The sequence below is a fragment of the Thioclava kandeliae genome, from assembly GCF_040297545.1.
Classification (GTDB): Bacteria; Pseudomonadota; Alphaproteobacteria; order Rhodobacterales; family Rhodobacteraceae; genus Thioclava; species Thioclava kandeliae.
In genome coordinates this window covers 1-23,528 of record NZ_JAYWLC010000004.1, presented here as the reverse complement: position 1 = coordinate 23,528, position 23,528 = coordinate 1, and the positions used below count along the sequence as shown (strand labels likewise).

General features: G+C 63.1%; 20 protein-coding genes. 11 read left to right on the top strand and 9 right to left on the bottom strand.

Translation table 11 applies throughout. The features are described from left to right. The first annotated feature begins 95 nt into the window (after nt 1–95). From VSX56_RS06265 to VSX56_RS06240, 6 genes are read left to right on the top strand one after another with little or no spacing between them, the layout of a single operon-like run. Nucleotides 96–1,403: an ABC transporter substrate-binding protein gene (locus tag VSX56_RS06265; RefSeq protein WP_350935680.1), complete on the top strand. Its 1,308-nt coding sequence runs from the start codon at nt 96–98 to the stop codon at nt 1,401–1,403. Next, a complete protein-coding gene (locus VSX56_RS06260) occupies nt 1,403–2,377 on the top strand; it encodes a carbohydrate ABC transporter permease (protein WP_350936154.1) in 975 nt (324 codons plus the stop codon). Before VSX56_RS06265 ends, VSX56_RS06260 begins: the two co-directional genes overlap by 1 nt. Further along, complete coding sequence (locus tag VSX56_RS06255) at nt 2,374–3,276, top strand: carbohydrate ABC transporter permease (RefSeq protein ID WP_350935677.1); 903 nt, start codon at nt 2,374–2,376, stop codon at nt 3,274–3,276. The genes VSX56_RS06260 and VSX56_RS06255 overlap by 4 nt, the downstream gene beginning before the upstream one ends. 30 nt (nt 3,277–3,306) lie before the next feature. Further along, entirely contained in the window at nt 3,307–4,374 is a 1,068-nt protein-coding gene (locus VSX56_RS06250) for an ABC transporter ATP-binding protein (RefSeq protein ID WP_350935675.1), read from the top strand. Between the two features lie 18 nt (nt 4,375–4,392). Then, nucleotides 4,393–5,172 carry a sugar phosphate isomerase/epimerase family protein gene (locus tag VSX56_RS06245; protein ID WP_350935673.1) on the top strand — a complete coding sequence of 260 codons (780 nt, stop codon included), beginning with the start codon at nt 4,393–4,395 and terminating at the stop codon, nt 5,170–5,172. Beyond that, nucleotides 5,169–6,815, top strand: coding sequence for a GMC oxidoreductase (locus VSX56_RS06240; RefSeq protein ID WP_350935671.1), 1,647 nt, complete (start codon nt 5,169–5,171; stop codon nt 6,813–6,815). The genes VSX56_RS06245 and VSX56_RS06240 overlap by 4 nt, the downstream gene beginning before the upstream one ends. A 47-nt stretch (nt 6,816–6,862) precedes the next feature. Here VSX56_RS06240 and VSX56_RS06235 read toward each other — a convergent pair whose 3' ends face one another. From VSX56_RS06235 to VSX56_RS06225, 3 genes are all read right to left on the bottom strand, one after another. After that, complete coding sequence (locus VSX56_RS06235) at nt 6,863–8,122, bottom strand: amidase (RefSeq protein ID WP_350935668.1); 1,260 nt, start codon at nt 8,120–8,122, stop codon at nt 6,863–6,865. Nucleotides 8,123–8,222: 100 nt separating this feature from the next. After that, the gene (locus tag VSX56_RS06230; RefSeq protein WP_350935666.1) at nt 8,223–9,326 is read right to left on the bottom strand and encodes an LLM class flavin-dependent oxidoreductase; all 1,104 of its coding nucleotides are present in this window, start codon (nt 9,324–9,326) and stop codon (nt 8,223–8,225) included. A 52-nt stretch (nt 9,327–9,378) separates the two neighbouring features. Next, nucleotides 9,379–10,899 (bottom strand): MFS transporter, encoded by a 1,521-nt coding sequence (locus tag VSX56_RS06225; RefSeq protein WP_339112575.1) that lies wholly within the window; start codon nt 10,897–10,899, stop codon nt 9,379–9,381. Between the two features lie 245 nt (nt 10,900–11,144). On the opposite strand from VSX56_RS06225, the gene VSX56_RS06220 reads away from it, so the two are divergent. From VSX56_RS06220 to VSX56_RS06210, 3 genes are all read left to right on the top strand, one after another. After that, the gene (locus VSX56_RS06220; RefSeq protein ID WP_350935663.1) at nt 11,145–11,834 is read left to right on the top strand and encodes a cysteine hydrolase family protein; all 690 of its coding nucleotides are present in this window, start codon (nt 11,145–11,147) and stop codon (nt 11,832–11,834) included. Between the two features lie 8 nt (nt 11,835–11,842). Further along, nucleotides 11,843–12,751: a nitrilase-related carbon-nitrogen hydrolase gene (locus VSX56_RS06215; RefSeq protein ID WP_350935661.1), complete on the top strand. Its 909-nt coding sequence runs from the start codon at nt 11,843–11,845 to the stop codon at nt 12,749–12,751. A 308-nt stretch (nt 12,752–13,059) separates the two neighbouring features. Then, nucleotides 13,060–13,983, top strand: coding sequence for a LysR substrate-binding domain-containing protein (locus tag VSX56_RS06210; RefSeq protein ID WP_350935659.1), 924 nt, complete (start codon nt 13,060–13,062; stop codon nt 13,981–13,983). A gap of 60 nt (nt 13,984–14,043) precedes the next feature. Here VSX56_RS06210 and VSX56_RS06205 read toward each other — a convergent pair whose 3' ends face one another. From VSX56_RS06205 to VSX56_RS06190, 4 genes are all read right to left on the bottom strand, one after another. After that, the gene (locus VSX56_RS06205) at nt 14,044–15,039 is read right to left on the bottom strand and encodes an ABC transporter ATP-binding protein (RefSeq protein ID WP_350936152.1); all 996 of its coding nucleotides are present in this window, start codon (nt 15,037–15,039) and stop codon (nt 14,044–14,046) included. A 53-nt stretch (nt 15,040–15,092) separates the two neighbouring features. Continuing rightward, nucleotides 15,093–15,926 (bottom strand): ABC transporter permease, encoded by an 834-nt coding sequence (locus tag VSX56_RS06200; protein ID WP_350935656.1) that lies wholly within the window; start codon nt 15,924–15,926, stop codon nt 15,093–15,095. Beyond that, nucleotides 15,923–16,822: an ABC transporter permease gene (locus tag VSX56_RS06195; protein ID WP_350935654.1), complete on the bottom strand. Its 900-nt coding sequence runs from the start codon at nt 16,820–16,822 to the stop codon at nt 15,923–15,925. The genes VSX56_RS06200 and VSX56_RS06195 overlap by 4 nt, the downstream gene beginning before the upstream one ends. A 159-nt stretch (nt 16,823–16,981) precedes the next feature. Beyond that, entirely contained in the window at nt 16,982–18,310 is a 1,329-nt protein-coding gene (locus tag VSX56_RS06190; protein ID WP_350935652.1) for an ABC transporter substrate-binding protein, read from the bottom strand. A 343-nt stretch (nt 18,311–18,653) separates the two neighbouring features. Here VSX56_RS06190 and VSX56_RS06185 point away from each other — a divergent pair, with 343 nt between their 5' ends. Continuing rightward, nucleotides 18,654–19,709 (top strand): sugar phosphate isomerase/epimerase family protein, encoded by a 1,056-nt coding sequence (locus VSX56_RS06185; RefSeq protein WP_350935649.1) that lies wholly within the window; start codon nt 18,654–18,656, stop codon nt 19,707–19,709. Then, entirely contained in the window at nt 19,709–20,833 is a 1,125-nt protein-coding gene (locus VSX56_RS06180; protein ID WP_350936150.1) for a Gfo/Idh/MocA family protein, read from the top strand. Before VSX56_RS06185 ends, VSX56_RS06180 begins: the two co-directional genes overlap by 1 nt. 126 nt (nt 20,834–20,959) lie before the next feature. On the opposite strand, the gene VSX56_RS06175 is transcribed toward VSX56_RS06180, so the two are convergent. Both VSX56_RS06175 and VSX56_RS06170 read right to left on the bottom strand, forming a co-directional pair. Further along, nucleotides 20,960–21,901, bottom strand: coding sequence for a hypothetical protein (locus VSX56_RS06175; protein ID WP_350935647.1), 942 nt, complete (start codon nt 21,899–21,901; stop codon nt 20,960–20,962). Further along, nucleotides 21,898–22,971 carry a hypothetical protein gene (locus VSX56_RS06170; RefSeq protein ID WP_350935645.1) on the bottom strand — a complete coding sequence of 358 codons (1,074 nt, stop codon included), beginning with the start codon at nt 22,969–22,971 and terminating at the stop codon, nt 21,898–21,900. Before VSX56_RS06170 ends, VSX56_RS06175 begins: the two co-directional genes overlap by 4 nt. Nucleotides 22,972–23,528: the final 557 nt, after the last annotated feature.

Genomic DNA, 23,528 nt, shown 5'->3' with positions numbered 1-23,528 from the left:
AGTATCGTCCGATTTCCCGGATCCGCAAGCCCGGTTCTAAACGCCCGGGTCCATGCGCCCCGACGAGGGGTCCATCTTCACTGGAGTGACTGACCGTGATTAAGCCAACCCGTTATCTTGCAACCACCTCGCTGCTGGTCCTGACCGGCATCGCTCCCGCTTTTGCCCAGGACAATCCCTATTACGATGCCGCCGTCGCCGAGGCCAAAAAGATCGCCGCGGGCAAGGATCTTGCCGGCAGTCTTGAAATGATCGGGCAGGCCTCGGGTGCCGAGGGCCAGACGCTGCAGACCGTCTATGATGCCTTCAAGGCAGGCACGGGCGTTGATGTGCGCTATACCGGATCGCCCGATACGGCCACCGTGGTGCAAAGCCGCGTTCAGGCCGGCAATCCACCGGATGTCGCCGACATCGCTCTGGGGGCCGCACTGAACTACGCTAAGGAGGGCGTGACACTCGATCTGTCATCTTTCATGGGTGACGAGCTGTTGGCGAATTACAATTCGATGCTCCTCGATACCGCCACCTATGAGGGCAAGACCTTCGGGATTTTCCAGCATATGAACACCTTCATGGTCTGGTATAATCCCGAGACCTATACCGGTCCGAACCCGCCCGAAAGCTGGCAGGCGCTCTCGGACTGGGCCGACGGGGAGGCCGCCAAGGGCAATCCGGTCTGGTGTGCGGCGCAAGGCGCGGGAGGCTCGTCGGGCTTTCCGGGCGCGCAGATGGTCGACAATATTTTCCTCAAGACCTATGGCCCCGAACTCTATGCCCAATGGGGCAAGGGCGAGCTGGCCTGGACCTCGCCGGAGGTCAAAGGGGCGTTCGAGGAATTCGGGCGCACCATTGGCGCGGCCGATCATCTCTCCGGTGGACCGATCGGCGCGATTTCGACCCCGATCTCGGTGGGCTATAACGGCCTGACCTCCACGCCGCCCACCTGCCAGCTGGCGCTCTGGGCCGCATGGGTGCCGGGGCTGATCGGTGAAACCGCCAAACCGGGCGAGAATATCGATTTCTTCCGTGTGCCCGCCGCCGATCCGGCCTTCGCCAATTACGAGCTCTATCAGGCCTCGATCTCGGTCGGCCTGACCGACACACCCACAACCCGCGCCTTCCTCGAATTCATGGCCTCCGATGCGGCGCAGAGCTATCTGGCCTCGCAAAACCGCTGGCCTGTGGCAAACAAAAACGTGCCTGTCGATGCCTATTCCAGTGTGACCCTGCATGAGGTCGCCCAAAAATTCTTCGCCAATCCCGATGTGGAATTCGTCGCAGGCCCCAACACGCTGAACGCGCCGGCCACCTCCTCGGCCTATTACAAGGCGGTCGTGGGCTATATGCAGAACCCCAAGAAGCTCGATAGCCTTCTGCAATCGGTTCAGGCGACCGTCGAGTGATGGAGAGCCTGTCCTATATCCCCCTGCTGATCGCCATAGGGGCGATCGGCCTGCCGGTCCTCGTCTATGCGGGGCTCGGCATGGGCGAGGCGATCCTGTCGATACTGCCCATGCGCACGGGCCGCGGGTTGCGCCCCTGGGTCTGGCTCTCGTTGCCGATCCTTCTGGTGCTGCTGATCCTCGTCTATCCGGTGATCGTGACGCTCATTACCTCGCTCAAGGGCGCGCGCGGCACCGAATGGGTAGGCGGGGCCAATTATGTCTGGGCTTTTTCGGGCGAGATGGTCGATGTGGTCTGGAACAACGTGATTTGGCTTATCGGCTTTCCGCTGGCGGTGCTGGTGCTGGCGCTGCTCAGTGCGGTCCTGTTCGACAAGATCTCCTACGAGCCGCTGGCGATGACCGTCGTCATCCTGCCCACCGCGATCTCCTTCACCGCCGGTGCGGTGATCTGGACGCAGATGTATTCCTACCAGCCCGCGATGATGGCGCAGATCGGCACGTTCAATGCGGTGCTGAAACTCTTCGGGATCGCGCCTGTGCCATGGCTGATCCAGCCCGTGGTCAACAATCTCGCGCTGATCTTCATTGCGGTCTGGCTGCAACTCGGGATCGCCACGCTGATCCTATCGGCGGCGATCAAGAATATCGGCACCGATATGGTCGAGGCCGCGCGGCTCGATGGGGCGGGCGAAGTGCGGATCTTCTTCTCGATCATCCTGCCCAATATCCTGCCCTCGATCCTTGTGGTCTTCACCACCATGATCATCGCGGCGCTGAAGGTCTTCGACATTGTCTATGTCATGACGAACGGCAATTTCGGCACCGATGTCATCGCCAACCGGCTCTATTACGAGTTGTTCTCGGTCAATGACCTCGGCCATGCCAGCGCGATCGCAGTGATCTTGCTGTTCTGCGCGCTGCCCATCGCCTTCATCAATATCTTCCAGTTCAAAGCGGAGGCCGCCCGATGAGCATGGCCACACCCGAGATCGACCACCTCTCCGAAAGCCGTGTGCAGGGACAGGCCGCGCGCCGGACCCGGCAGCTGAAAAGTCTGGCGCTCCACGTGCTGATCATCGGTTTTCTCATATTCTGGTTCATGCCGGTGCTGGCGCTCTTTGTCAGCTCGGTCCGCCCGCAGGCCGATACCGCGACCTCGGGCTGGTGGATGGCCTTCGTGCGGCCTTTGCTGAGCGCGCAGAATTACGCCATGGCCATCGACCAGCTGAATGTGGGCGCAAGCCTCGCAACCTCGGTGGCCATCGCGATCCCGACAACGGTGCTGACGGTGCTTTTATCGGTGATCGGCGCCTATGCTTTGGTACGGATGAATTTCGCGGGCCGCACCACTCTATCGCTGATCCTCGTGGCGCTGCTGGTCACACCGCCGCAGATTACGCTGGTCCCGCTTCTGAAATTCTACAATAGCGTCAGCCTTTCGGGAACCATCCCCGGGATCTGGCTCTATCAGGTGGGCTTCACGCTGCCCTTCGGCATTTTCCTGATGCGCGGCTTCATCGCGTCCATCCCGCGCGATCTTTACGAAAGTGCCAGCCTCGACGGCGCGACCGAACTGCGCACCTTCATCTCCATCGTGCTGCCGCTCTCGCGCCCGATCATGGCCTCGCTAGGGATCATGGCCTTCCTGTGGAGCTGGAACGACCTCCTGATCCCGCTTCTGTTCATGGGCGGCTCGGCGATGTCACCGCCGATCACCGTAAACCTCGCAGGGCTGGTCGGGCAGACGACACAGGGGCAGGGGCCGCTGATGGCCGCCACCTTCCTGTCGGTGCTCGTGCCGCTGATCCTCATCCTGTCCGCCCAGCGATATTTCGTCCGCGGCATTCTTGGCGGCGCTGTGAAGGGCTGAGCGCCCCGCGCCTGCATGAAGGAGACTGATATGTCCACTGTAACCATTCGCGACGTCACAAAGACCTATGGCACCCAGCAGGTGATCCATGGCGTCGATATCGAGATCGAGGACGGCGAGTTTGTCGTGCTGGTCGGCCCCTCGGGCTGTGGCAAATCCACCCTGTTACGCATGATCGCGGGGCTCGAGGAGATCTCGGGCGGCGAGGTGGCTATCGGGCCTCGCGTCGTCAATGATGTGGTCGCGCGCGACCGTGACATCGCCATGGTGTTCCAGAGCTATGCGCTTTATCCGCATATGACCGTGGCCGAGAATATGGGATTCGCGCTGAAACTGGCGAAACTGTCGAAATCGGATCGGGCCGCGCGGATTGGCAAGGCGGCCGAGATCCTCGGCCTCGGACCTATGCTTGGCCGCTATCCCCGCCAGCTCTCGGGCGGGCAGCGCCAGCGGGTGGCCATGGGCCGCGCCATCGTGCGCAACCCGCAGGTGTTCCTGTTCGATGAGCCGCTGTCCAATCTCGATGCCAAGCTGCGCGTCGAGATGCGCTCCGAGATCAAGGCGCTCCAGCACCGTCTGAAGACGACGACGATCTATGTCACCCATGATCAGGTCGAGGCGATGACCATGGCCGACAAGATCGTGGTCATGCGTGACGGGCTGGTCGAACAATGCGACACGCCGCTCAACCTCTATGATGCGCCCGCCAATATGTTCGTGGCGGCTTTCATCGGCTCGCCCTCGATGAATTTCGTAAAGGGCCGGGTCGAGCACCGCGAGGGCACCCCGATCTTTGTGAGCGAAGACGGCATCGTGCTGCCGCTTGCCGCGGGCTGCACGGTCGCCCAAGGCAGGCCGGTCATCTACGGTTTCCGCCCCGAACATATGGTGCTGTCGGATACCGGCATCCCCTGCGGGGTGAAGCTGGTCGAGCCCACCGGCTCGGAAACGATGGTCTTTCTGGCGATGGGCGGCACCGCCATCACCGGCGTCTTCCGCGAGCGTGTGGCGGATGCCGAGGGCGCGACCCTGAAAGTGCTGCCCGACCCCCTGCGCGCCCATCTCTTTGATCCCGAAACCGAACTCCGGATCGGCTGATCCGCGAAAGGACTTCTTATGTTTCCCAATGGTGATATGTCATTCCAACTCTTCTCCTCGCGCGAGGCGGAGAGCTTCGATGAGCAACTGATGCTTCTGAAAGAGCTTGGCTATACCGATGTGCAGCCGTTCTTCTTCGGTCCCCCCGAGGATATGGCCGAGGTCGCGCAGGCGGCGCAGGCGATCAGGGACCACGGGCTGACCGCCAAAACCGGCCATTTCACACTCGATATCTTCGACACCGATCCCGATCTGGTGGAACGGATCGCCAAACTTTACGGCATGTGGCTGGTGGTGGTGCCCTATATCAACCCCGAGGATCGCCCGACGACCTCTCAAGGATGGCGCGCGCTTGGCGAGAGGCTTGCCGCCCATACCGAGGATATGAAGGCGCGCGGCCTGACATTCGCCTATCACAACCACGAGTTCGAGATGGTGCCTCTGGAAGATGGCAGCTATCCGATCGAGCATCTTCTGGGCGAGAGTGTCCCTTTCGAGCCCGATCTGGCATGGATGGTCGTGGGCGGCGCGGACCCGATGGCGTGGATCAAACGCTATGCGGGGCGCATTCCTGCCGTGCATGTGAAGGATATCGCCCCCGAGGGCGAGGCGCTCGACGAGAAGGGCTTTGCCGATTTCGGATCTGGCGTGATGGACTGGCAGCCCCTCTGGGAGGCCTGTGTCGCGGCCGGTTCGCAGCTGATGATTGTCGAGCATGACCAGCCCTCGGACTGGCGGCGCTTTGCCACGCGCTCGGCCCATGGGCTCAAGCGCATCGCCGAAGGGGTGCACGCATGAGCCGTCCCTATGATGCCATCGTCGTAGGTTCGGGCGCCTCGGGAAGTTTTGCCGCCCATGAGCTGACCGCTCAGGGCCTGCGGGTCCTCCTGCTGGAGGCGGGGCGCGAGGTCACCAGATCCGAGTTCGACCCCGCCAAGAAAAAGCCTGTGCCGCCCATCAACATCATGGAGCGCGCCCGCGCCACGCTGGGCGGGCAGGGTGTGCAGGCCAAAGCGGCTTTCTTTCGCGGCATGCTCGCGCGCTTCTATGTGAATGACCGCGACAACCCCTATACCACCCCCAAGGACGCGCCTTTCGTGTGGATCCGCGGCCGTCAGGCAGGTGGGCGCACTCATACATTCGGGCGGGTGCTGATGCGCTGGTCGGATGACGATTTCAAGGCGAAATCGGTCACCGGCAAAGGCTGCGACTGGCCCGTCAGCTATGCCGATATGGCGCCCTATTACGACGAGGTCGAACGCCTTCTGGGGATCTATGGCGATATCGATGGCCTGCCCCAGAACCCCGATGGCATCATGAAGGGCCCCGCGAAGATGAGCCCCGCCGAGATCGATTTCAAGGCGCGTGTGAAGGCCAAATGGCCCGAACGCGAGATCATCAGCTGGCGCTCGGTCGCGCCCACGCCCGAGCGCGTCTTCGCGCCTCTGGCGGCCGCCAAGGCCACGGGCCTGCTGACCATCCGCTGGAACTCGGTCGCCCGCCGTGTACTGACCGAGAACGGTCTCGCCACGGGGGTCGAGATCACCGACACGCGCACGGGTGAGGTGCTGGTGCTCGAGGCCGCACATATCGTGATCAGCGCCTCGCCGATCGAGAGTATCCGCCTGCTCTGGCATTCGGGGCTCGGCAACCGCCATGATCAGCTCGGGCGCTATTTCATGGACCAGCTGCCGATGCTCGCGATGGGCCACTACGCGCCGGTGAAAGGGCAGTGGACGGGCGATGACAGCCTGCCCAAGGACGCCTTCTATGAGCCCCAAGGCGGGATCTTCATCACCCGTTCCTCCGGTGATCCGAAAACCCGTGGCCAGTTCGATTTCCAGGGCGGTATCGGACGCTCGCCCGTGGGGGCCGATGATCCGGCGAAACTGCTATTCTTCGGCTTCGGTCAGATGCAACCAAATGCCCGGAACCGCGTGACGCTCGATCCCAAGGTCAAAGATCGCTGGGGGCTGGCGGGGGCGCATATCGTCTGCCGCATGTCCGCCGAGGACGAGGCGCTTTTAGAGCGGCAGGAGGCATTCTTCCTCGAGACGATCAACGGCGCGGGCGGCGAGGTGCAGTTTCTGGGCTCGGCCAAGCGCATTCGCGAATGGGGCAAGGGCGCCTATCCGGAGGCAGGTCCCCTGTCGCGTTTCCTCTTCCGGCGCTATTTCAAGGATGTCATGGTCATGGGGGCGGCCATCCATGAAACCGGCGGGGCGCGGATGGGGACAGATCCTGCAAGCTCGGTGGTGAACCCGATGGGCCAGCTCTGGGAGGCCCCCAACGTGCTGGTGACCGATGCCAGCACCTTCTGCGGCTCGGGCGTGACCGGCACCACGCTGACCATCATGGCCCAGACCGTGCGTGCCTGTCGCCATCTCGCGCAGTCGAGCAACAGCCTTCGGGCCGAGCCGGAACTGGCGGAGGCCAACTGACAGCAGACAGGCCGCGCCTTTACCGGGCGCGGCCCCAGGCCCGTCTTTCACAGATAGGGAAGCAGTTTCGGCGCAGCCTCCAGAAGACGCCGGTCATCGGCGCGCCTTGCGATCAGCGACACACCAAGCGGCAAGGTCTGACCCGATACGGGCAGGTTCAGGACCGGAAGCTGCAGCGCGGTCCAGAGCGCGTTGAACCGCGGATTGCCCGCACCGCGCCCGAGCGGGGCGAAGCCCGGCGCAGAGGGCGCGATGATGAAATCGACCTCCTCGAGCATCGTCTCGACCGTCATCCGGTGACGGGCCAGCGCATCATAGGCCTCGAAATTCTGGCGCTGGGTAAACCCCTCGCGCAAGTCGACCCGGGCGTGGAAATCGTCATGCAGAAGCGTGCCACGCGCGCGGGCCAGATTGAGAAAGGCCGATGCGCCCTCGCAATGCTGCACAGAGCGGTGCAACGCATCCAGCTCCGCCATGTCTGCCGGAAGGTCGAAGGGAGTGATATCGGCAACCGGTGCCAGATCTTTGGCCAGACCATCAAGCACCGCGCGCATCTCGGGGGCCAGTTGATCGGCATAGGGGGTGGGGCATAGGCCGAGCCTCAACCGGCCTTCGCGCAACGGCGCGGCCTCGGGAAGATTGTAGACATCGGCCAGAAGCACCAGATCGGTGATCTCGCGGGCAAACAGACCGACCGTATCGAAGCTCACCGCATAGCGTTTGACTCCTTCGGTCGAGATAAGCCCCCAAGAGGGTTTGAGCGCTGGGATGCCACAAAACGCGGCAGGACGGATCGTGCTACCTCCGGTCTGCGTGCCAAGTCCCAGCGGCACATGGAAATCGGCGACCGCGGCGGCGGTGCCAGCCGAGGAGCCGCCCGGGGTGCGCGCGGGATCAAAGGGATTTGCGGTCATCGCATCGCGCCCACAGGCGCCAAATTCGGTGGTGTCGGTCTTGCCCAGAATAATCGCGCCTGCGGCCCGCAACAGCTCGACACAGGGCGCATCGGCAGCAGGGCGGAAGCCGCCATAGAGCGGCGAGTTATGGGTCGTGGGCAGATCGCGCGTCTCGATCATATCCTTCACCGCCACCGGAACCCCCGCCAGAGGGCGCGGGTCATCTGCGGTAATCGCCGCAGCCTGTGCCTCGGCCTCGGGATTGAGGCTGATCCATGCTCTCACCATCGGATCACGCTGCGCGATCCGGCCAAGACAGGCGCGGGTAATTTCAAGCGCTGTGCGTTGACCTGAACGGATCTGGTGACGGATCTCAGTGGCCGAAGGCAAGGAAAACGAGAGATCTTTCATGGAATACTCCTGTAAGGCGCCGCTTAGGATCTTGCGCCGAAAGGCGTAACCGCCGGGCAAAGGCTCCGGCGGTTACGCGGTCTCGTAGCAAGGGCAAAGATCAGGCGGCGAAAGACGCTTTGCGCGCGGCGCCATTGCGGGTCTTCATCAGGGGCTGGATATACTGTCCGAACTGTTCCATCCCGATGATGAAATCGTCGAAGGTCAGCATGATCCCCTTGAGGCCCGGTACGCTGGCGATCTCGTCCAGCATCGCGGCCACCTGCTCGTAGGAGCCGATGAGCTTGAGCATGCCGGTGGGTTGCGGGTTGTCGATGGCGCGCACGAGCGCGGCTGCCGTCGAGCCGTCCTTGGCGACCTTGTCTTGGCCGGCCTGCGAGGCCTGCCATTGCAGCGCCTCGATATCGGTGCCCTGTTTGTAGAGCTCCCATTTGTCGAAGGCGAGCTTCTCGGTGCGGTCGGCGATGATCATCAGCAGCAGGAAGGCTCCGGTATCGCGGCCATGACGCTGGGCTGCGGCATTCACGCGGGCCACGGTGTCACGCGAGGCGGTGGTATTGTTCAGATCGCCACCCGAGCCCACGAAATTGTAATCGCCATATTTGGCCACGAAATCCATGCCGGCCTCGGATTGGCCCGCCCCTACGATGGGGATGCGATTATTGGTCGGCAGCGGCTCGAGGACGCAATCATCCATCTGGAAGAAATCGCCTTTGAAATCTGACCGACCGGTGGCCCACAGCTCCTGCATGACCTGCACATATTCCCCCGCATAATCATAGCGGCGCGAGAAATGCTCGGGGGTCAGCTCCAGTCCCATCTGCGAATATTCCTTGGGCTGCCAGCCGGTGACCATATTCACCCCCACACGGCCCGGAGCGATACTGTCCATCGTCACGGCCATCCGCGCGGTAATCGCGGGCGGCAGGGTCAGCATCGCGCAGGAGGCAAAGAGGTTGATCCTCTGCGTCACCGCCGCGATGCCCGACATCATGGTGAAACTCTCCAGCGCCTCGTTCCAGTAGCGTGACGGCCCGTTATAGCCGCGGAACTTGATCATGGAGAGCGCGAAGTCCAGACCGAAATGCTCGGCCCTTTGCGCGATCGCCTTATTGAAATCGAAGCTGGGGCGCGTGGCGGGCGAGGTGGTGGAAATCAGCCAGCCTTTGCCGCCGATGGGAAGGAAGACACCGATCTGGGTCATGGGGAGGGTCCTTTCGCTCTGTGTCGGATGGGCCGGCACGCGTTGTCCGGCGTCAGGCGGCCGTATCGGAGGCACGCTCGGGGGCGCGCTCACCGGCCTTGGTCGTAGTCTCTATCGATCGCGCAATCGCGCCAATCGACTTGTTCTCCTTCTCGGGGTTAGTTTTTCTCAGCGGCGCTGCGGCGGGCTCCTGCCTGCCCCCCGCGCGTGTCATCAGCAATGGCAGTGACAGCAGCGGCAGCACGGCCATGATCAGGAAGGCATGGTTGAAATCGCGCATACCCACCTCCGCGGCCTCTCCCTGAAGCGCGCTCAGAAGGGCGGCGGAGAGCGAGATCCCGAGCCCCATGCAGAGCTGCTGGATGACACCTGCTGTCGCGGTGGCCGAAGACAGCCGCTCTGCGGGAAGTCCGGTGAAGGTGATCGATTGCACCGAGTTGAAATAAAGGATGCGCACCGCCCCCGCGAGGAAGGACATGCCCACCAGCGCCATGACCGGCCAGCCGGTGCTGACGGTGGCATAGGCGGCCAGAGAGAGACTACCCGCGACTGTCAGCGCCACCAGAGTGCGACGGAACCCCAGCCTGCGGATCACATGTTTGAGCACCGGCTTCGAGGCCAGAGAACTGAAGGCCGCGAGCGCCGAGATCAGCCCCGCCTGCAGCGGACGGAAGCCCAGACCGAGCTGCAGGAAAAGCGGCAGCAGGAACGCCATCGCGTTCAGCCCCGCGCGGCCCAGGCCGCCCGCAAGCACACCGATGCGGAAATTCTCGAAGTGGAAGAGGGAAATATCGAGCGCCGGTTTCTCGCGCGTCCGCGCATGGCGGGTATAGACCCAGAACACGAGAGCGGAGACCGGCAATAGCGTTAGACCGATCCCGCCCCACAGCCCGAGCGCCTCGATGGCCAGCTGGAAGGTCACCAGCGCGAGCCCCGCCAGCAGGAAGCCACGCGTGTCGAAGCGGCCTGCGGCAACAGCAGGCAAAGGCGGAACGAGCCGGAGCACGCCGAGAATGGCCGCGATGGCAAGCGGCGTGTTCACCACAAACAGGAGCCGCCAGTCGAACATCTCGACAAGCACCGCCCCCAAAAGCGGCCCGATGAGCGGCCCGACCATCGTCGGGATCGCAAGCCATGTCATCGCATCGATCGTGCGCCCGGGCCCGAAGGCCCGCAGCACGATCAGCCGCCCCACAGGTGTCATGAGCGCCCCGCCGAACCCCTGAAGCATCCGGCACGGGATCATCAGCCCGAGCGTGGGCATGAAGGCGGTCAGGACCGAGCCCGCCATGAAGATCAGCACGGACAGGCAGAACAACCGCCTCGGCCCGAGCCGGTCGGAGAACCAGCTGGCCACCGGCATGAACACCGCAAGCGCCAGCAGATAGGCGCTTACCAGAAGATGCAGCGACAATGGCGAGCGCTGCAGGTCGGCGGCAATTCCGGGAATTGCGACGGTCAGGATCGTCGTGTCGATGCCCTGCATAAGAAAGACAAGCGAGACGGTACAGGCAATGGCGATACGGTGACGTTCCGATCGTGTCGGCACCGCATGGGGATCTGGATGGGTCATAGGATCTAGATCCGCCCAACCGCCCACCGGGTCAAAGGAGTTAAACTTTGGCACGGCGCAAGGTTTTCTCATGCCGGAGCTGGCAGCCCCGCCGATGAGCCCCTCGGAGGCCCGCCCGACAGACCAGCAGGCCACGGGCTGAGTGTTTCTCAGCCCGCGGAACAGAAATCCGCACTATCTGTCCGGGTCGCGCCGCGCCTAGGCTTTGTGCAATGCCCGTTGAGGGGCCCGAAAAGGAGAGCGACATGAACAAGGTCTGGGAAAATTTTCTGACCGAGGATGACAGGAAACTTCTCGCCGCGCGCCATAATCTACGCCAGCCGCACGGGCCGGGCAAAGTCAATGCGTTGCTTGTGATCGACATGCAGGTGACCGCAATCGGCGAGGACCGTCCGATCCACGAGCAGATCGACCGCTTCCCCGGCGCGTGCGGCCCGCATGCGTGGAAATCCATTCCGGTGCAGCAACGTCTGCTGGCGGCGGCGCGCGCATCCGGCATGCCGGTAATCTACTCCAAACATGTCTTCCACGGCTATACCGGCATGGCACGCGCCGAAAGCGGGACATTTGCCGCAACCGATTTCCGCTCCGAGATTCCGGCCGAGGTAGCGATGGTCGAAGGCGACATCCTCGTCGAGAAACAGACGCCGTCCTGCTTTGCCTTCACCAATCTGCACCTGATCGCGCAGGAGAAGGGCATCGACGGTTTCCTGGTTGTCGGCAACTCCACCTCCGGCTGCGTGCGCGCCACCTGCGTGGATGGCGAGGCGATGGGCTACAAGATGCAGGTGATCGAGGAGGGCGTCTTCGACCGGATCGAGATGAGCCATGCCGCAGCCCTGTTCGACATGCAGTTCAAGATCTGCGATGTGATCGACGAGACCTCGGCGATGGAGATCATCGCGGGGCCCGACGCGCTGAGAAAATCGGCCTGAGGCCTGCCATGACCACGTTCAAGGCCGCAGCCCTGCAGATGGGTCCCGCAAGTGCCACGCTCGACGAGACGGTCGGGCGTATCCTGTCGCTCATGGGCGCCGCGGCAGAGCAGGGCGCCGAGATTGCGGTCCTGCCCGAGCTGGCCCTCTCGCCCTATTTCGCGGCAAAGGTGCAGGACATCTCCGAATGGGACGATGTCCGATCCGTCACTGCTGCGATGGGCCGGATCGGGCAAAAGGCGCGCGAGACGGAATTGGCCATCGTCGTATCGCATCAGGAGCCCACGAAGAACGGGCTCTATAACTCCATGAGTTTCCTCGGACCGGATGGTGCCACCAAGGGCGTGTTCCGCAAGGTGCATATCCCCGGCCAGTTGGACCCCGATCCGGAGAAGGAGATCACCATCCTCGAGAAGCGCTATTTCCAGCCGGGCGATCTGGGCTTTCCGGCCTATCCGCTGGAACTTCGGGGCGGGGCGCGCTGTGCGGCGGGCGGGCTGATCTGCTATGACAGGCGGTTTCCCGAGAGCTGGCGGAGCCTTCTGCTGAACGGGGCCGAACTTTTCTGCTGTTCGTATAATACGCCGGTGATGAATGGCGGCACGCTCGAGGCCGCGCGCCATGCCAGCCAGCTGGCAATCACCGGTGGCGCCTATTCCAACGCGACATGGACCATTGCCTGCGGCAAAGCCGGCGAGGAGAACGGCACCACCTTCATCGGCGCGAGCTTCATCTGCGGCCCTGACGGAGTGATCGTGGCGCAAGCCGCGACCATGGGAGACGAGGTCGTGTTGGCCGAGGTGGATATGGCGCAGCAGACAAAGATCCGCGACCGCTGGGCCTTTATCGAGAACCGGATGCCGGGATCCTACAGGCTGGATCGGGCGGCCGCCGCCGAAACCCGCGGCGCCGCATGAGCCGCAGGACCGACATGCAAGAGGGCGCCTCCGGGCGCCCTTTTCCATACTGGCCCCTCCCGCCTGCGAAAGCCTCTGCCCGCGGCCGGAAAGGGCTGTGCGACAGCCCCCTGGGACAGGCCCGAAAACGCGCCTGACCCCGCCCATAAAAGGCCAAAAAATCATGCGATTTCCGACTATTCTGCCGGATTGCGGGCATAGTCCGGACTACGGGCGCAAAGGCCGCCCACAGGCGCGGCGGCAGGCTTTACCGAGGCCCGAAACGGGCGCCTAATGCAGGAGAGGGAAACGTCATTGAGGTGATCAATATGCGCAAAAGAATTCCACTCAACGCGATCCGGGCCTTCGAGGCGACCGCTCGCAATTCCTCCGTTGTGAAGGCTGCAGACGAGCTGTGCGTGACGCCCACCGCCGTCAGCCACCAGATCCGCCAGCTCGAGGAGTTCCTGCAGGTGCGGCTCTTCATCCGCAAGAACAGCCGGATCGAACTCACGACCGAGGCGCGCGCCAATGTGCACCGTATCGGTCGCGGGCTCGATCTGATCAATGACGCCATCCTCGCGCTGGAGGCCTCCGATTATGACGAGCGCCGCCGTTTGACGGTCTCGGCCTCGACCTCGGTGGCCACCTTCTGGCTGATCCCGATCCTGTCGGAATTCACACGGCAATCGGAGGAGGTGGATGTGACGATCAAAACCTTCCTCACCCGCAAGGAGGCCGAGGAGCAGGAAAGCGATCTGCGGATTGTCAACTGGTTGAGCCAGCTTGACTGCCATAGCGAGCCGTTGCTCGAAGAAGAGATCATTCCCGTCTGCTCGCCCGAGCTTGCCGCGCGATTTGGCAATGACAGCCGCACCATATTGCAAAGTGCACCGCTGGCCCATGTCGATCGCGCAACGGGCGGCATGGACGGGACCTATCCGGACTGGGCGCGCTACCTTGCCGATTTCGGCATCAGCCGCAAAGGTGTCGCCCACGGGTCGCGCTTCAATCAGGCAGGCACGGCGATGGAGGCGGCAAGCGCGGGGCTTGGGGTTATTCTGGGCCGCTCGCTGCTGATCGCCGATGCGCTCGAGAAGGGACGGCTCGTGCCCGTGGCCGACCCCTATCACATCCGTTCGCCCTATTATCTCAATGCCTCGTGGAAGCAGATGGAGAGCGAGCCGCTGGTGCAATTCCGGACATGGATCACCGAAAAGGTCCGATCCAAAGAACTGGCCAGGGTCGCCTGAGCGGTCCGGACCACTTCATGCCTGACGAGGGGCACATCGACTGATATGCCCCTCGTCCGTTCAGCCCTGAAGCGGATGTTCGTCTGCCGCATTCCACGAGAGGGTGCAGGCGCTGCCCAGTTCGAGCGCATGGTCGAAATAGACGGCTGTCGGGACCAGCGCGGTCAGATCGTCATGGCCCGCAGCCTCGAGGGTGATGCGCACCGATGTGCCCTGATACTCGATCATCGCGACCTTGCCGTCGAGCGCGCGCATACCAGCGCGTTTACCGATGACGCATTGATCCGCCCTTACCGAGGCCCGACCCGTCGCGGTCTCCACCACATTGTGCCCGCCCAGAAACTTGGCGACAAAAGCGTTTTGCGGGGTCTCGAATACCTCTCGGGCGGTGCCAGCCTGCATAATGACCGCATTGTTCATCACCACGACCAGATCGGCCAGTGCCAGCGCCTCGTCCTGACTATGGGTGACATGGATGAAGGAAATGCCCAGTTCCTTCTGGATCCGTTTCAACTCGGCCCGCATCCGGATACGCAGGAACGGGTCGAGCGCGGAGAGTGGCTCGTCGAGGAGCAGAACCTTGGGGCGTGTAATCAGCGAGCGCGCGAGCGCCACCCGCTGCTGCTGGCCGCCCGACATCTGGTTGGGCAGACGGTCGGCGAGATGGTCCATCTGCACAAGCTGCAGATACTCCCGCGCGCGGGCGCGACGTTCCAGCTTGGAAACGCCCTGCACCTTGAGCGAGAAGGCCACATTATCGAGTGCCGTCAGATGCGGAAAGAGCGCATAATCCTGAAACATCATGGAGGTTCCGCGTGCCACGGGGGCCGCCTTGGTGATTTCGGCGCCATGGATGAGGATCGCGCCATCACTAACCTCCTCATGGCCCGCCAGCATCCGCAGCGTGGTGGATTTTCCGCAACCCGAGGGACCGAGAAGGCAGCAATAGGAGGCGCGCGGGATCCGTAGCGAGATCGCATCGACCGCCGGTGCGCCATGGCCGTATCGCTTGGTGACGGCCACAAGCTCCGCGTCGAAACGATGGCCCTGTGTCACCTGCCGGAGCGCGGGTGCGGGACGACGGGCGGGGGTGAGATCATGCGCAAGGCTCATAGGGGTTTCCTCATGCTACGGCGTTTTGCAATATGCGACATCACAAGCAGCGAGATGATGATCAGGGAGAAGGAGACCAGTGTCGTCATCGTGCCGATCGCGAACAGCACCGGCGTGGAGGCAGCGTTGAGAAGGCCCATGACTTCCATCGGCAGGGTGTTTCCCGTGCCGACATTGAGCGAGGTGCGCATGGTCTCCTCATAGGATGAGGTGAAACCCGCCATGCCGATCCCGATCACACCGGGAAGGATGATCGGCAGGATCACCCATTGGAAGCGCTGGCGCGCGCTCGCGCCCAGATCGGTCGCGGCCTCCTCGTAGCTGGTGTTGAAGCGGCCAAGGATGATGAACATGATCAGCAGGCCGAAGGGCAGGGTCCATGTCAGCTGCGCGCCAATACCGGAGGTAAACCAGTTGCTCTGCCAGCCCAGCATGTTGAAGGATAACGCGATCCCGAAACCGATGAAGATGCCTGGAAGGACCATTGAGGCAATCGCCGAATAGAAGACGAAATTCGCCCCCGGAAAGCGGCGCCGATAGGCCAGTCCCGCGGTGACCGAAATCACGAGTGTCAGCGCGCCCACACAGACGGCCAGCCGGATCGAGCGCTCGAACGCGGTGGGGATATCGCCAAGCCCCTGACCCGAGCCCGAGAACAGCATACGGAACCAGTCAAGCGACCAGCCCACCATCGGGAAGGACATGCCGCCATCGGGCCCCTGGAAGGACAGGATATAGAGGCAGGCCATCGGCGCGTAGACATAGGCGATGAAGAGGACGGTCAGCGCGCCCAGAATATAGAAGGAGAGCGGTCTGCTGCGTCGGGTCATTGGCGCAGCTCCTTGCGGATATCGGCAAAGCGCAGCAGAGCCAGAACGATGGTCAGCACCACGAACAGTAGCAGCACCGATTTGGCCGCAGCGGGCGGATACATGAAGGCGTTGAGATCGGTGATGATCGACATGCCCACCGTGTTCACCTGACTGCCGCCCATATATTTGACCATGAACACATCGCCCATCACGGCGGTCACAATAATCACCGTCCCGATGGCAAGGCCGGGCCGCACCAGCGGGAAGATCACATCGCGCACGATCTGCCATTCAGAGGCACCGGCATCCTCGGCGGCCTGAATGACCGAAGGTTTGATCTTGGCCATGGAGTTGAGCGAGGTCGCGATCATCGGCATGGTGAGCATCTGGACATAGGCCACGATCACGGCAAATTCCGAATACATCAGCCAGCTCACCGGCTGGTCCACAAGGCCCAGCCCCATCAGCGCCTGGTTCACCAGACCCTCACGGCCCAGAAGCGGCACCCAGGACACCATGCGGATCGGCCCCGAGGTCCAGAACGGGATGGCGATGGCCGCCACCAGCAGGGTGCGGACCCAGTTGGTGCGGATGTGATAGGCTAGGAAATAGGCGATCGCGAAGCCCAGCGGCGCACAGATACACCAGACGATGATCAGGAATTTGAAGGTCTTGAGATAGAGCGACAACGTCAGATCGGAGGTCAGCGTATCGATCCATGTCTCGAGATAGAGTTCGGGGAAGACCTGCGCGAAATTGTAATCGAGGAAGCTGACCACGAAGATCAGCCCGAGTGGCACCAGCACGAGGGTGATATAGACGAGCGCCATCGGCGTGACCTGCAACACGGAGACAAGCTTCGGCGAGAGCCCGCGCGAGGGGAGGATGCGGGGGAGACGGGGACTGGAAAACATGGCAGGGCTCTGCCTCTTCTGGCTTGGAGACGCATCGTCCCGTGGCGGGGCGATGAGGCGCATTTACAAAAGACATTCCCGAGGCAGGGCCCGAGGAGCGCCCGAGGCAGAACCTAGGGCGCAGGGCGCGCGGGGGGCCTGCGCGCCGCTGTCGAGGCCTCAGGCGGCGAGGAAGCTCTGCCACTGGCGGGTCAGGTAACGATCCTCGTCCATCACCGTGTTCCAGATGCCTATATTGCCCATCCGGTCCCAGAGCGAGCCGCCATCACGGGTGATACCGGCCTTCTCCATGACCTTGCCGAACGGGTTGAGGATGTCTTCGGTCGCCGGTTTGCCCTCGTACCAGTAGCCATATTCGTTCTCGGACATGAAGGCTTTCACATTCTCGGGCACCGAGTTGTAGAAGCCCTGCCGCGAGATGAACGCCCCCGCCCAGCCGGAATTGACCCAGTTCATATATTCGATCGCGCAATCGCGCTTGAGCCCGTCCAGATGGCTCATGGCGGTCATCATGATATACCAGCCGCGATAGCCTTCCTTCATGCCGTTATATTTACAATCGATGCCGCGGGTGCGCACCTCGGTCACGGCGGGCGACCACATCGATTGCAGCACCACCTCACCAGAGGCCATCAGCTGCACCGACTGGTCGAAATTGGTCCAGAACGAGCGGAACTGGCCGGATTTCTTGTAGTCGATCAGTTTCTTGATCGTGGCATCGATCTCGGCCCTGGTCATATTGCCCTTATCGGCATAGTCGATCTCGCCGAGCGCCTGAAGCGCCATGGCGCTATCGGCAATGCCGGTGGCGGTGCCATCCTGCAGCGCGACCTTTCCGGCAAATTCGGGATTGAGCAACTCCGCCCAGCTATCGACCGGACGCCCGATCAGATCGGGACGGACGCCCAGCGTATCGGCATTGTAATACATCGGCACGCCGACCAGCCATTCGGTGGGGGCCAGCGAATAGTCTTTGGCGTCCTGCGTGGCCCAATACTGGGTCTTGATCGGCGCCATCCCCTCCATCGTGGCGGAGGTGCCATCGGGGTATTTGCCCGTGGTCAGCAGCGGAATGGTCTTGTCGAACCATTTGTAATCCGAGGTCTTCACCGGCATCAGCACGCCACGGCCCTGAAAATATTTCAGGTTGGTATTGGGCATATCGGTCACATCGACCGAATTGGGCTGGGTGAGCAGCCGGTTGATATGGGTCGTCTGATCCGGCGCGGTCTGCATCTCGACCCTGAAGCCCAACTCCTCGTTCGCGCGCGCGCCGATCTCGGGGATGGTGGAGTAGGACTGGCCGATATGGGTGATCGTGATGTCCTTGATATTCTGCGCCCAGATCATGGGCGCGGGGAAGCCCGTGGCCACGGCGGCAGCGGCGCCCGTTTTCAGCAGGGCGCGGCGCGAGATCCCTTTTGTACCGGAGGCTGCGGGAGACGGTCCGGCGGCACCGTGGCCTTTGGTGCAATCCTTATGGGGCATCTGGTTCTCCTGATGGAACTTGGTCAGTGGTCCGGCGAAGGGAGGGCGGGCCGGAAGGATCGGCCCCGTTTGTCGGGGCATCTTGTAGCGATGCCCTTAGGATCGGCCCCGAGAGCCCCGAACCGCAAATGAGAAAAATTGTGACGGCAGATGAAATAACCTCGCGTTTCAAATGGCGGGTTTTCTGTTTCACTCGCGGGGCTGCGCTTTATGGTCCCATACGGGGACCCGCATCAGGTGCCGGCCGGCATGCTCGAGCAAGGTTCACGGCGCCTGCGATCAGGGGCATCCTGACGGTTATAGAACGCGGCCAGGGCCTGCCCCCGAACAGGAGACGGAAGTCATGAAAACGATCAAGGGGCCCGGCCTCTTTCTGGCACAATTCGTAGGGTCGCATGCGCCCTTCAACGACTGGCCAGCCATCACCAACTGGGCTGCGCAGACCGGCTATCACGGCGTGCAGGTGCCCAGCGGCGAGGCGGGGCTGATCGATCTCGATCTTGCCGCAACCAGCCGGACCTATTGCGACGACTGGAAAGGACAGGCCGAAGAAAATGGCGTGACAGTCACCGAACTGTCCGCGCATATCCAGGGCCAGCTGGTGGCGGTGCATCCAGCCTATGATCTGGCCTTTAACGGTTTTGCGCCGGTGCCGCTGCGCGGCAACTCCCGCGCGCGTCAGGCATGGGCCGTCGATCAGGTGATGAAAACCCTGACCGCCTCGAGACATCTCGGGCTGACAGCGATGGCCACTTTTTCGGGGGCGCTGGCATGGCCCTATCTCTATCCGTGGCCGCAACGTCCCGCAGGACTGATCGAGCGCGCCTTCGATGAGCTGGCTGCACGCTGGCGTCCCATCCTCGATCATGCCGAGGAGTGTGGCGTGGATGTCTGCTACGAGATCCATCCGGGCGAGGACCTTCATGACGGGGCCAGCTACGAGATGTTTCTCGAGCGTGTGGGCGGGCATAAGCGCGCCTGCCTGCTCTATGATCCCTCGCATTTCGTGCTGCAATGTCTCGATTATCTACAATATCTGGATATCTATCGCGACCGGATCCGCATGGTCCATATCAAGGATGCCGAATTCAACCCGACCGGCCGTCAAGGTATCTATGGCGGCTTCCAGTCCTGGCTCGACCGCGCGGGGCGTTTCCGCAGTCCGGGCGACGGTCAGGTGGATTTCGGGGCCATCTTCTCGCGACTGGCCGCGATGGATTTCGAGGGCTGGGCCGTGGTCGAATGGGAATGCTGCCTGAAACACCCCGAGGATGGGGCGCGCGAGGGAGCGCAATTCGTGAAAGACCATATCATCCGCGTGACCGAACGCGCATTCGACGATTTCGCAGCGGCGGGCCTTGATGAGGCCGCCAATGCCAAGATGCTGGGGCTTGCATGATGGAGCGGATCAGGCTGGGAATGGTCGGCGGCGGGATCGATGCCAATATCGGTCGGGTGCACCGCCATGCGGCATGGCTTGACGGAGCGTTCGATCTGGTGGCCGGTGCGCTCTCCTCCACCCCCGAGAAATCCCGCGCGAGCGGGCGGGCGCTGGGGCTGGCGGCAGAGCGCTGCTATGGCTCCTATGCGGAGATGGCCGAGGCGGAGGCCGCCCGCGAAGACGGCATCGAGGCGGTGGCGATCGTCACGCCCAACCATGTGCACGGGCCTGCCGCGGCAGCCTTTCTGGAGCGTGGCATCCATGTGATCTGCGACAAGCCGCTGACGGCGACGATGGAACAGGCGCAGGCGCTCGAGCGGGCCGTGCGGGCCTCGCAGGCCCTGTTCATCCTGACCCATAACTACACCGCCTATCCGATGATCCGGCAGGCAAGGGAGATGATCGCGGCCGGAGAATTGGGGGCGCTGCGGGTCGTGCAGGTGCATTACGCGCAGGACTGGCTGGCCCGGGCGGGCGACAGCAAACAGGCCGAGTGGCGCGGAGATCCGGCCCGGGCGGGGCTTGGCGGCGCGGTCGGCGATATCGGCACCCATGCCCATAACCTCGCCTGTTTCGTTTCCGGTCTGCCGGTAGAGCGGCTCGCCGCTGACCTGCAGGCTTTCGTGCCCGGACGGGCGGTGGATGATAACGGCCATGTCCTGCTGCGGTTTGCGGGTGGGGTGCGGGGGATGCTCTGGTGCAGTCAGGTGGCGGTTGGCCACGAGAACGGATTAAGCCTGAAGATCTATGGCGATGCGGGCGGGCTCGACTGGTCGCAGGAAGAGCCTGACCGGCTCTGGTTCACCCCCTACGGCCAGCCCAAGCGTCTGCTGACGCGGGGCGGCGCCGGTGCCACCGCTGCGGCACGGGCGATCAGCCGCGTACCGGGCGGCCATCCCGAAGGCTATCTCGAGGGATTTGCCAATCTCTATACGGAAGCCGCCACCGCGATCCGCGCCGCGCGCCATGGCAGCCGCGATCTCGGGCTGCTCCCCGGGCTTGAGGAAGGGCTCGCAGGGATGCGCTTCATTACCGCCTGCGTCACCTCTTCCGCGCAGGATGCAACCTGGGTGACGCTCTAGCCGCGCGATTGCCCGACCAATCGTCGCGAGCAACCGCAGCCCCCACCACCTTTGCGCCAGCGGGCAGATGGTGGCTTCGGGGATTGCCCGCATCCTCCCATGATCCGTGGAAACGGGTATCGAGGCTCAGGAGACCTCCGAGATCTCGCCGGGCGTCGGCCTGCGTTCGAAATGGGAAAAGACCGCCGGTCCCAGATAGATCGGGGCCTGCATCGCGGCCACAAAAAGCGCCAGATGCGGGTCGAAGGGCAGGGCCGCCAGAACCAGTCCCGTATTGCGGTTGCCAAAGACCAGACCAAGCGCGCGGCCCCCGCCGCTCAGCTGTCCTGCGACCCAGCGCAGCGCCAGATTGCCGCCGATATTCAGGATCAGTGCCAGCGCCAGATAGATCGCGGCACGCGCAGGGTCCTGCGCGACCAGATGCGCCATCCCGCCAATCAGCGGGATCAGGAAGGCCAACATGAACAGCGCGGCAATCCCGTTAAGCGCATCTGCTCCCTGCCGGATGCGTTCCATGCCGAGCCATGCCTGAAGGGCGGCGCCAAGCGCGATGCCACCGGCCAGCATTCCCAGAAGACGCAGGGCGACCTCGCTGATGGAGCCGGTAAAGTCGAGCCCCGAAAGCCAGAGGCTGAGCGGCATGGTGAGCGGAGCCAGAAGCGTACCCAGCAGCGTGATCCGCAATGCCTGCGGAAAGTCGTAGCGCAGCATCAGCGCGAGGTTCGGCGCGGAACTGAGCGGCGGGGCAGCGCAGAAGGCCGCAACCGGCAGGGCGATGGCCAACGGCCACGCCACCCACAGCCCCGTGAGCCGGAAGAGCAGCGCCAACCCCAGCTGGCTTGTCGCCAGAAACAGCACGCCGCGCAGCACCGCCATCCACCCAAAGACCCGCGCAATCTCGACGCGGGTAAAGGGCTGGCGCATGATACCGAGCGCCGTAACCGAGATGACCAGAGGCGCCAGCACAGGCCGCAGGGCCTCGGGCGAGACGGGCAGGAACGGGATGACACAGAACCCCGTAAAGAGCAGGGCCCGCGCATGTCGGCCCAACCAAGTAAGAAGGATCATGGCTCGCCCTTTCTAAGAGTGGGTCGCGATGTGGCGTGCTCGGGCAAGAGCGCGAGACTGGCGAGCATCGCGATCATGATGGCACATATCGGATGCCTCGTGCAGGCAATATAGCCCGGACCATACTGCGTCCACCCTTGCAGCAAGAGGATGCCCCCCTCCAATGCCGTAATCTGCGCCAGTGCCTCGGGCGCGCCGGTAAAGCCCATCGCAAGCGTCAGGAAGCCGGCACCCATCGGGATCGGGGCGATGGCGGGGAACCGCAGGGCCGAGGGCCGAGGTTTCGCGCATGGAGACCTCCTGCCGACCGTGCCCAGCATCGCCGCCGACAGAATGGGCGCGCCCGCCACCATTGCAATCTTCAAGATCCCGAGCGGCGCGCGGTCCTGCCCCTGCGAGATATCGTGGATATTGTGGCTCGAAAGCGGCGCCTGGATCGCATATCCTGCAAAGAACAGCGCCAAGACTACGGTCATCGCAGAGACCCGGATCTCGGAGCTGCGGCGCAGCGGACGGTATGTCCTGATCCCCTTGATGACGCGGACATGCACGGTTCGCCAGAACATATCTGCCAGCGCCATCCGCGAGGCGGCCGCCATGGCATGAGCCGCATATTGTGCGGATCGCAAAAACACCGGCCCCAGCCAGAGGCAGACCACCTGCGCAACGATCAGACATAAGATGGCGATCAGAGCGACAGGGACACCGGGAGTGGCGGTCGAATAGAGCAGGTCGAGACCCCGTCGTATCAAGCTGCTCTCCTGCTTCTGCCCCGGGCCGGGGGCATGGTCGACCTCAGGGAAACTCTGGCTCCTCCTTGTCGCGAAAACGCTCCGGCCTGCAAGGGCACGCATCGGGCGGAAGAGAGTAGCAGATCGGCCTCCATAGCCCTTCTTCCGCGACGGACGGCCGATCACGAGGCCGCCCGACAGCTCTTTGGCCTTGTCGCAGCCGCAGGTCCGGGACATATCGGCCACCCGCGCAGTGGTCATGTTACGGGCGCGGCATTTCGCGCCTTCGGTATGGATCGAGCGGAGACGCCCACCGATCCGTGGCTCGACCGGTTGCACCGCAGGTTTGATCCCGTCGTCTTTGAAGAGCGAGCCCTTAGCATGAATATTGATCGAGGGATCGCCGCCGATGCGGGGGGCACATCCTCGGCAAAGCTGACGCCATTCTGGGTCTGATAAGATATCCCGGGATAGGCCACCGGTCTATCCCGTGTCTCGGCGCGGCCCATGCCAGCCAAGGCGATGCTCGGGCCAAGGGCGGTTGCGAGCGGGGATGTTATGGGATGTCCTTCTCTCTCTTGGTTAGATGATCCGGCCTTTTGCAACTGGGGTCTTTGGCCCTGCGCGCGAGCTTGGCAAATGTTCAACCTGACTGGAATGCGGTTTAGCCGTGGCACCCCATGACGAAAACTCAGCTGTCATAGCTCACTCCGATGACTGGCGGCGCTTGTTCTGCAACGGGTATGGGCCCATAGAGCGGATAGAATTTCCCCCGGTCCGGGGCTATCGGGCGTCCAGCTGACACCGTCGCCGGCCAGAAACAGCCCGCGTTAGGCTTCGGGCATATGCTCCTGCATGAAATGGCCATAGATGCGGTGGGTATAGCGGTAATGACC

Coding starts and splice junctions, on each gene's coding strand:
- VSX56_RS06180 (WP_350936150.1), top strand. CDS start 19,709: ATGGAGCGGATCAGGCTGGGAATGGTCGGCGGCGGGATCGATGCCAAT.
- VSX56_RS06175 (WP_350935647.1), bottom strand. CDS start 21,901: ATGATCCTTCTTACTTGGTTGGGCCGACATGCGCGGGCCCTGCTCTTT.
- VSX56_RS06215 (WP_350935661.1), top strand. CDS start 11,843: ATGACCACGTTCAAGGCCGCAGCCCTGCAGATGGGTCCCGCAAGTGCC.
- VSX56_RS06195 (WP_350935654.1), bottom strand. CDS start 16,822: ATGTTTTCCAGTCCCCGTCTCCCCCGCATCCTCCCCTCGCGCGGGCTC.
- VSX56_RS06255 (WP_350935677.1), top strand. CDS start 2,374: ATGAGCATGGCCACACCCGAGATCGACCACCTCTCCGAAAGCCGTGTG.
- VSX56_RS06250 (WP_350935675.1), top strand. CDS start 3,307: ATGTCCACTGTAACCATTCGCGACGTCACAAAGACCTATGGCACCCAG.
- VSX56_RS06210 (WP_350935659.1), top strand. CDS start 13,060: ATGCGCAAAAGAATTCCACTCAACGCGATCCGGGCCTTCGAGGCGACC.
- VSX56_RS06185 (WP_350935649.1), top strand. CDS start 18,654: ATGAAAACGATCAAGGGGCCCGGCCTCTTTCTGGCACAATTCGTAGGG.
- VSX56_RS06225 (WP_339112575.1), bottom strand. CDS start 10,899: ATGACCCATCCAGATCCCCATGCGGTGCCGACACGATCGGAACGTCAC.
- VSX56_RS06260 (WP_350936154.1), top strand. CDS start 1,403: ATGGAGAGCCTGTCCTATATCCCCCTGCTGATCGCCATAGGGGCGATC.
- VSX56_RS06220 (WP_350935663.1), top strand. CDS start 11,145: ATGAACAAGGTCTGGGAAAATTTTCTGACCGAGGATGACAGGAAACTT.
- VSX56_RS06230 (WP_350935666.1), bottom strand. CDS start 9,326: ATGACCCAGATCGGTGTCTTCCTTCCCATCGGCGGCAAAGGCTGGCTG.
- VSX56_RS06240 (WP_350935671.1), top strand. CDS start 5,169: ATGAGCCGTCCCTATGATGCCATCGTCGTAGGTTCGGGCGCCTCGGGA.
- VSX56_RS06245 (WP_350935673.1), top strand. CDS start 4,393: ATGTTTCCCAATGGTGATATGTCATTCCAACTCTTCTCCTCGCGCGAG.
- VSX56_RS06190 (WP_350935652.1), bottom strand. CDS start 18,310: ATGCCCCATAAGGATTGCACCAAAGGCCACGGTGCCGCCGGACCGTCT.
- VSX56_RS06200 (WP_350935656.1), bottom strand. CDS start 15,926: ATGACCCGACGCAGCAGACCGCTCTCCTTCTATATTCTGGGCGCGCTG.
- VSX56_RS06235 (WP_350935668.1), bottom strand. CDS start 8,122: ATGAAAGATCTCTCGTTTTCCTTGCCTTCGGCCACTGAGATCCGTCAC.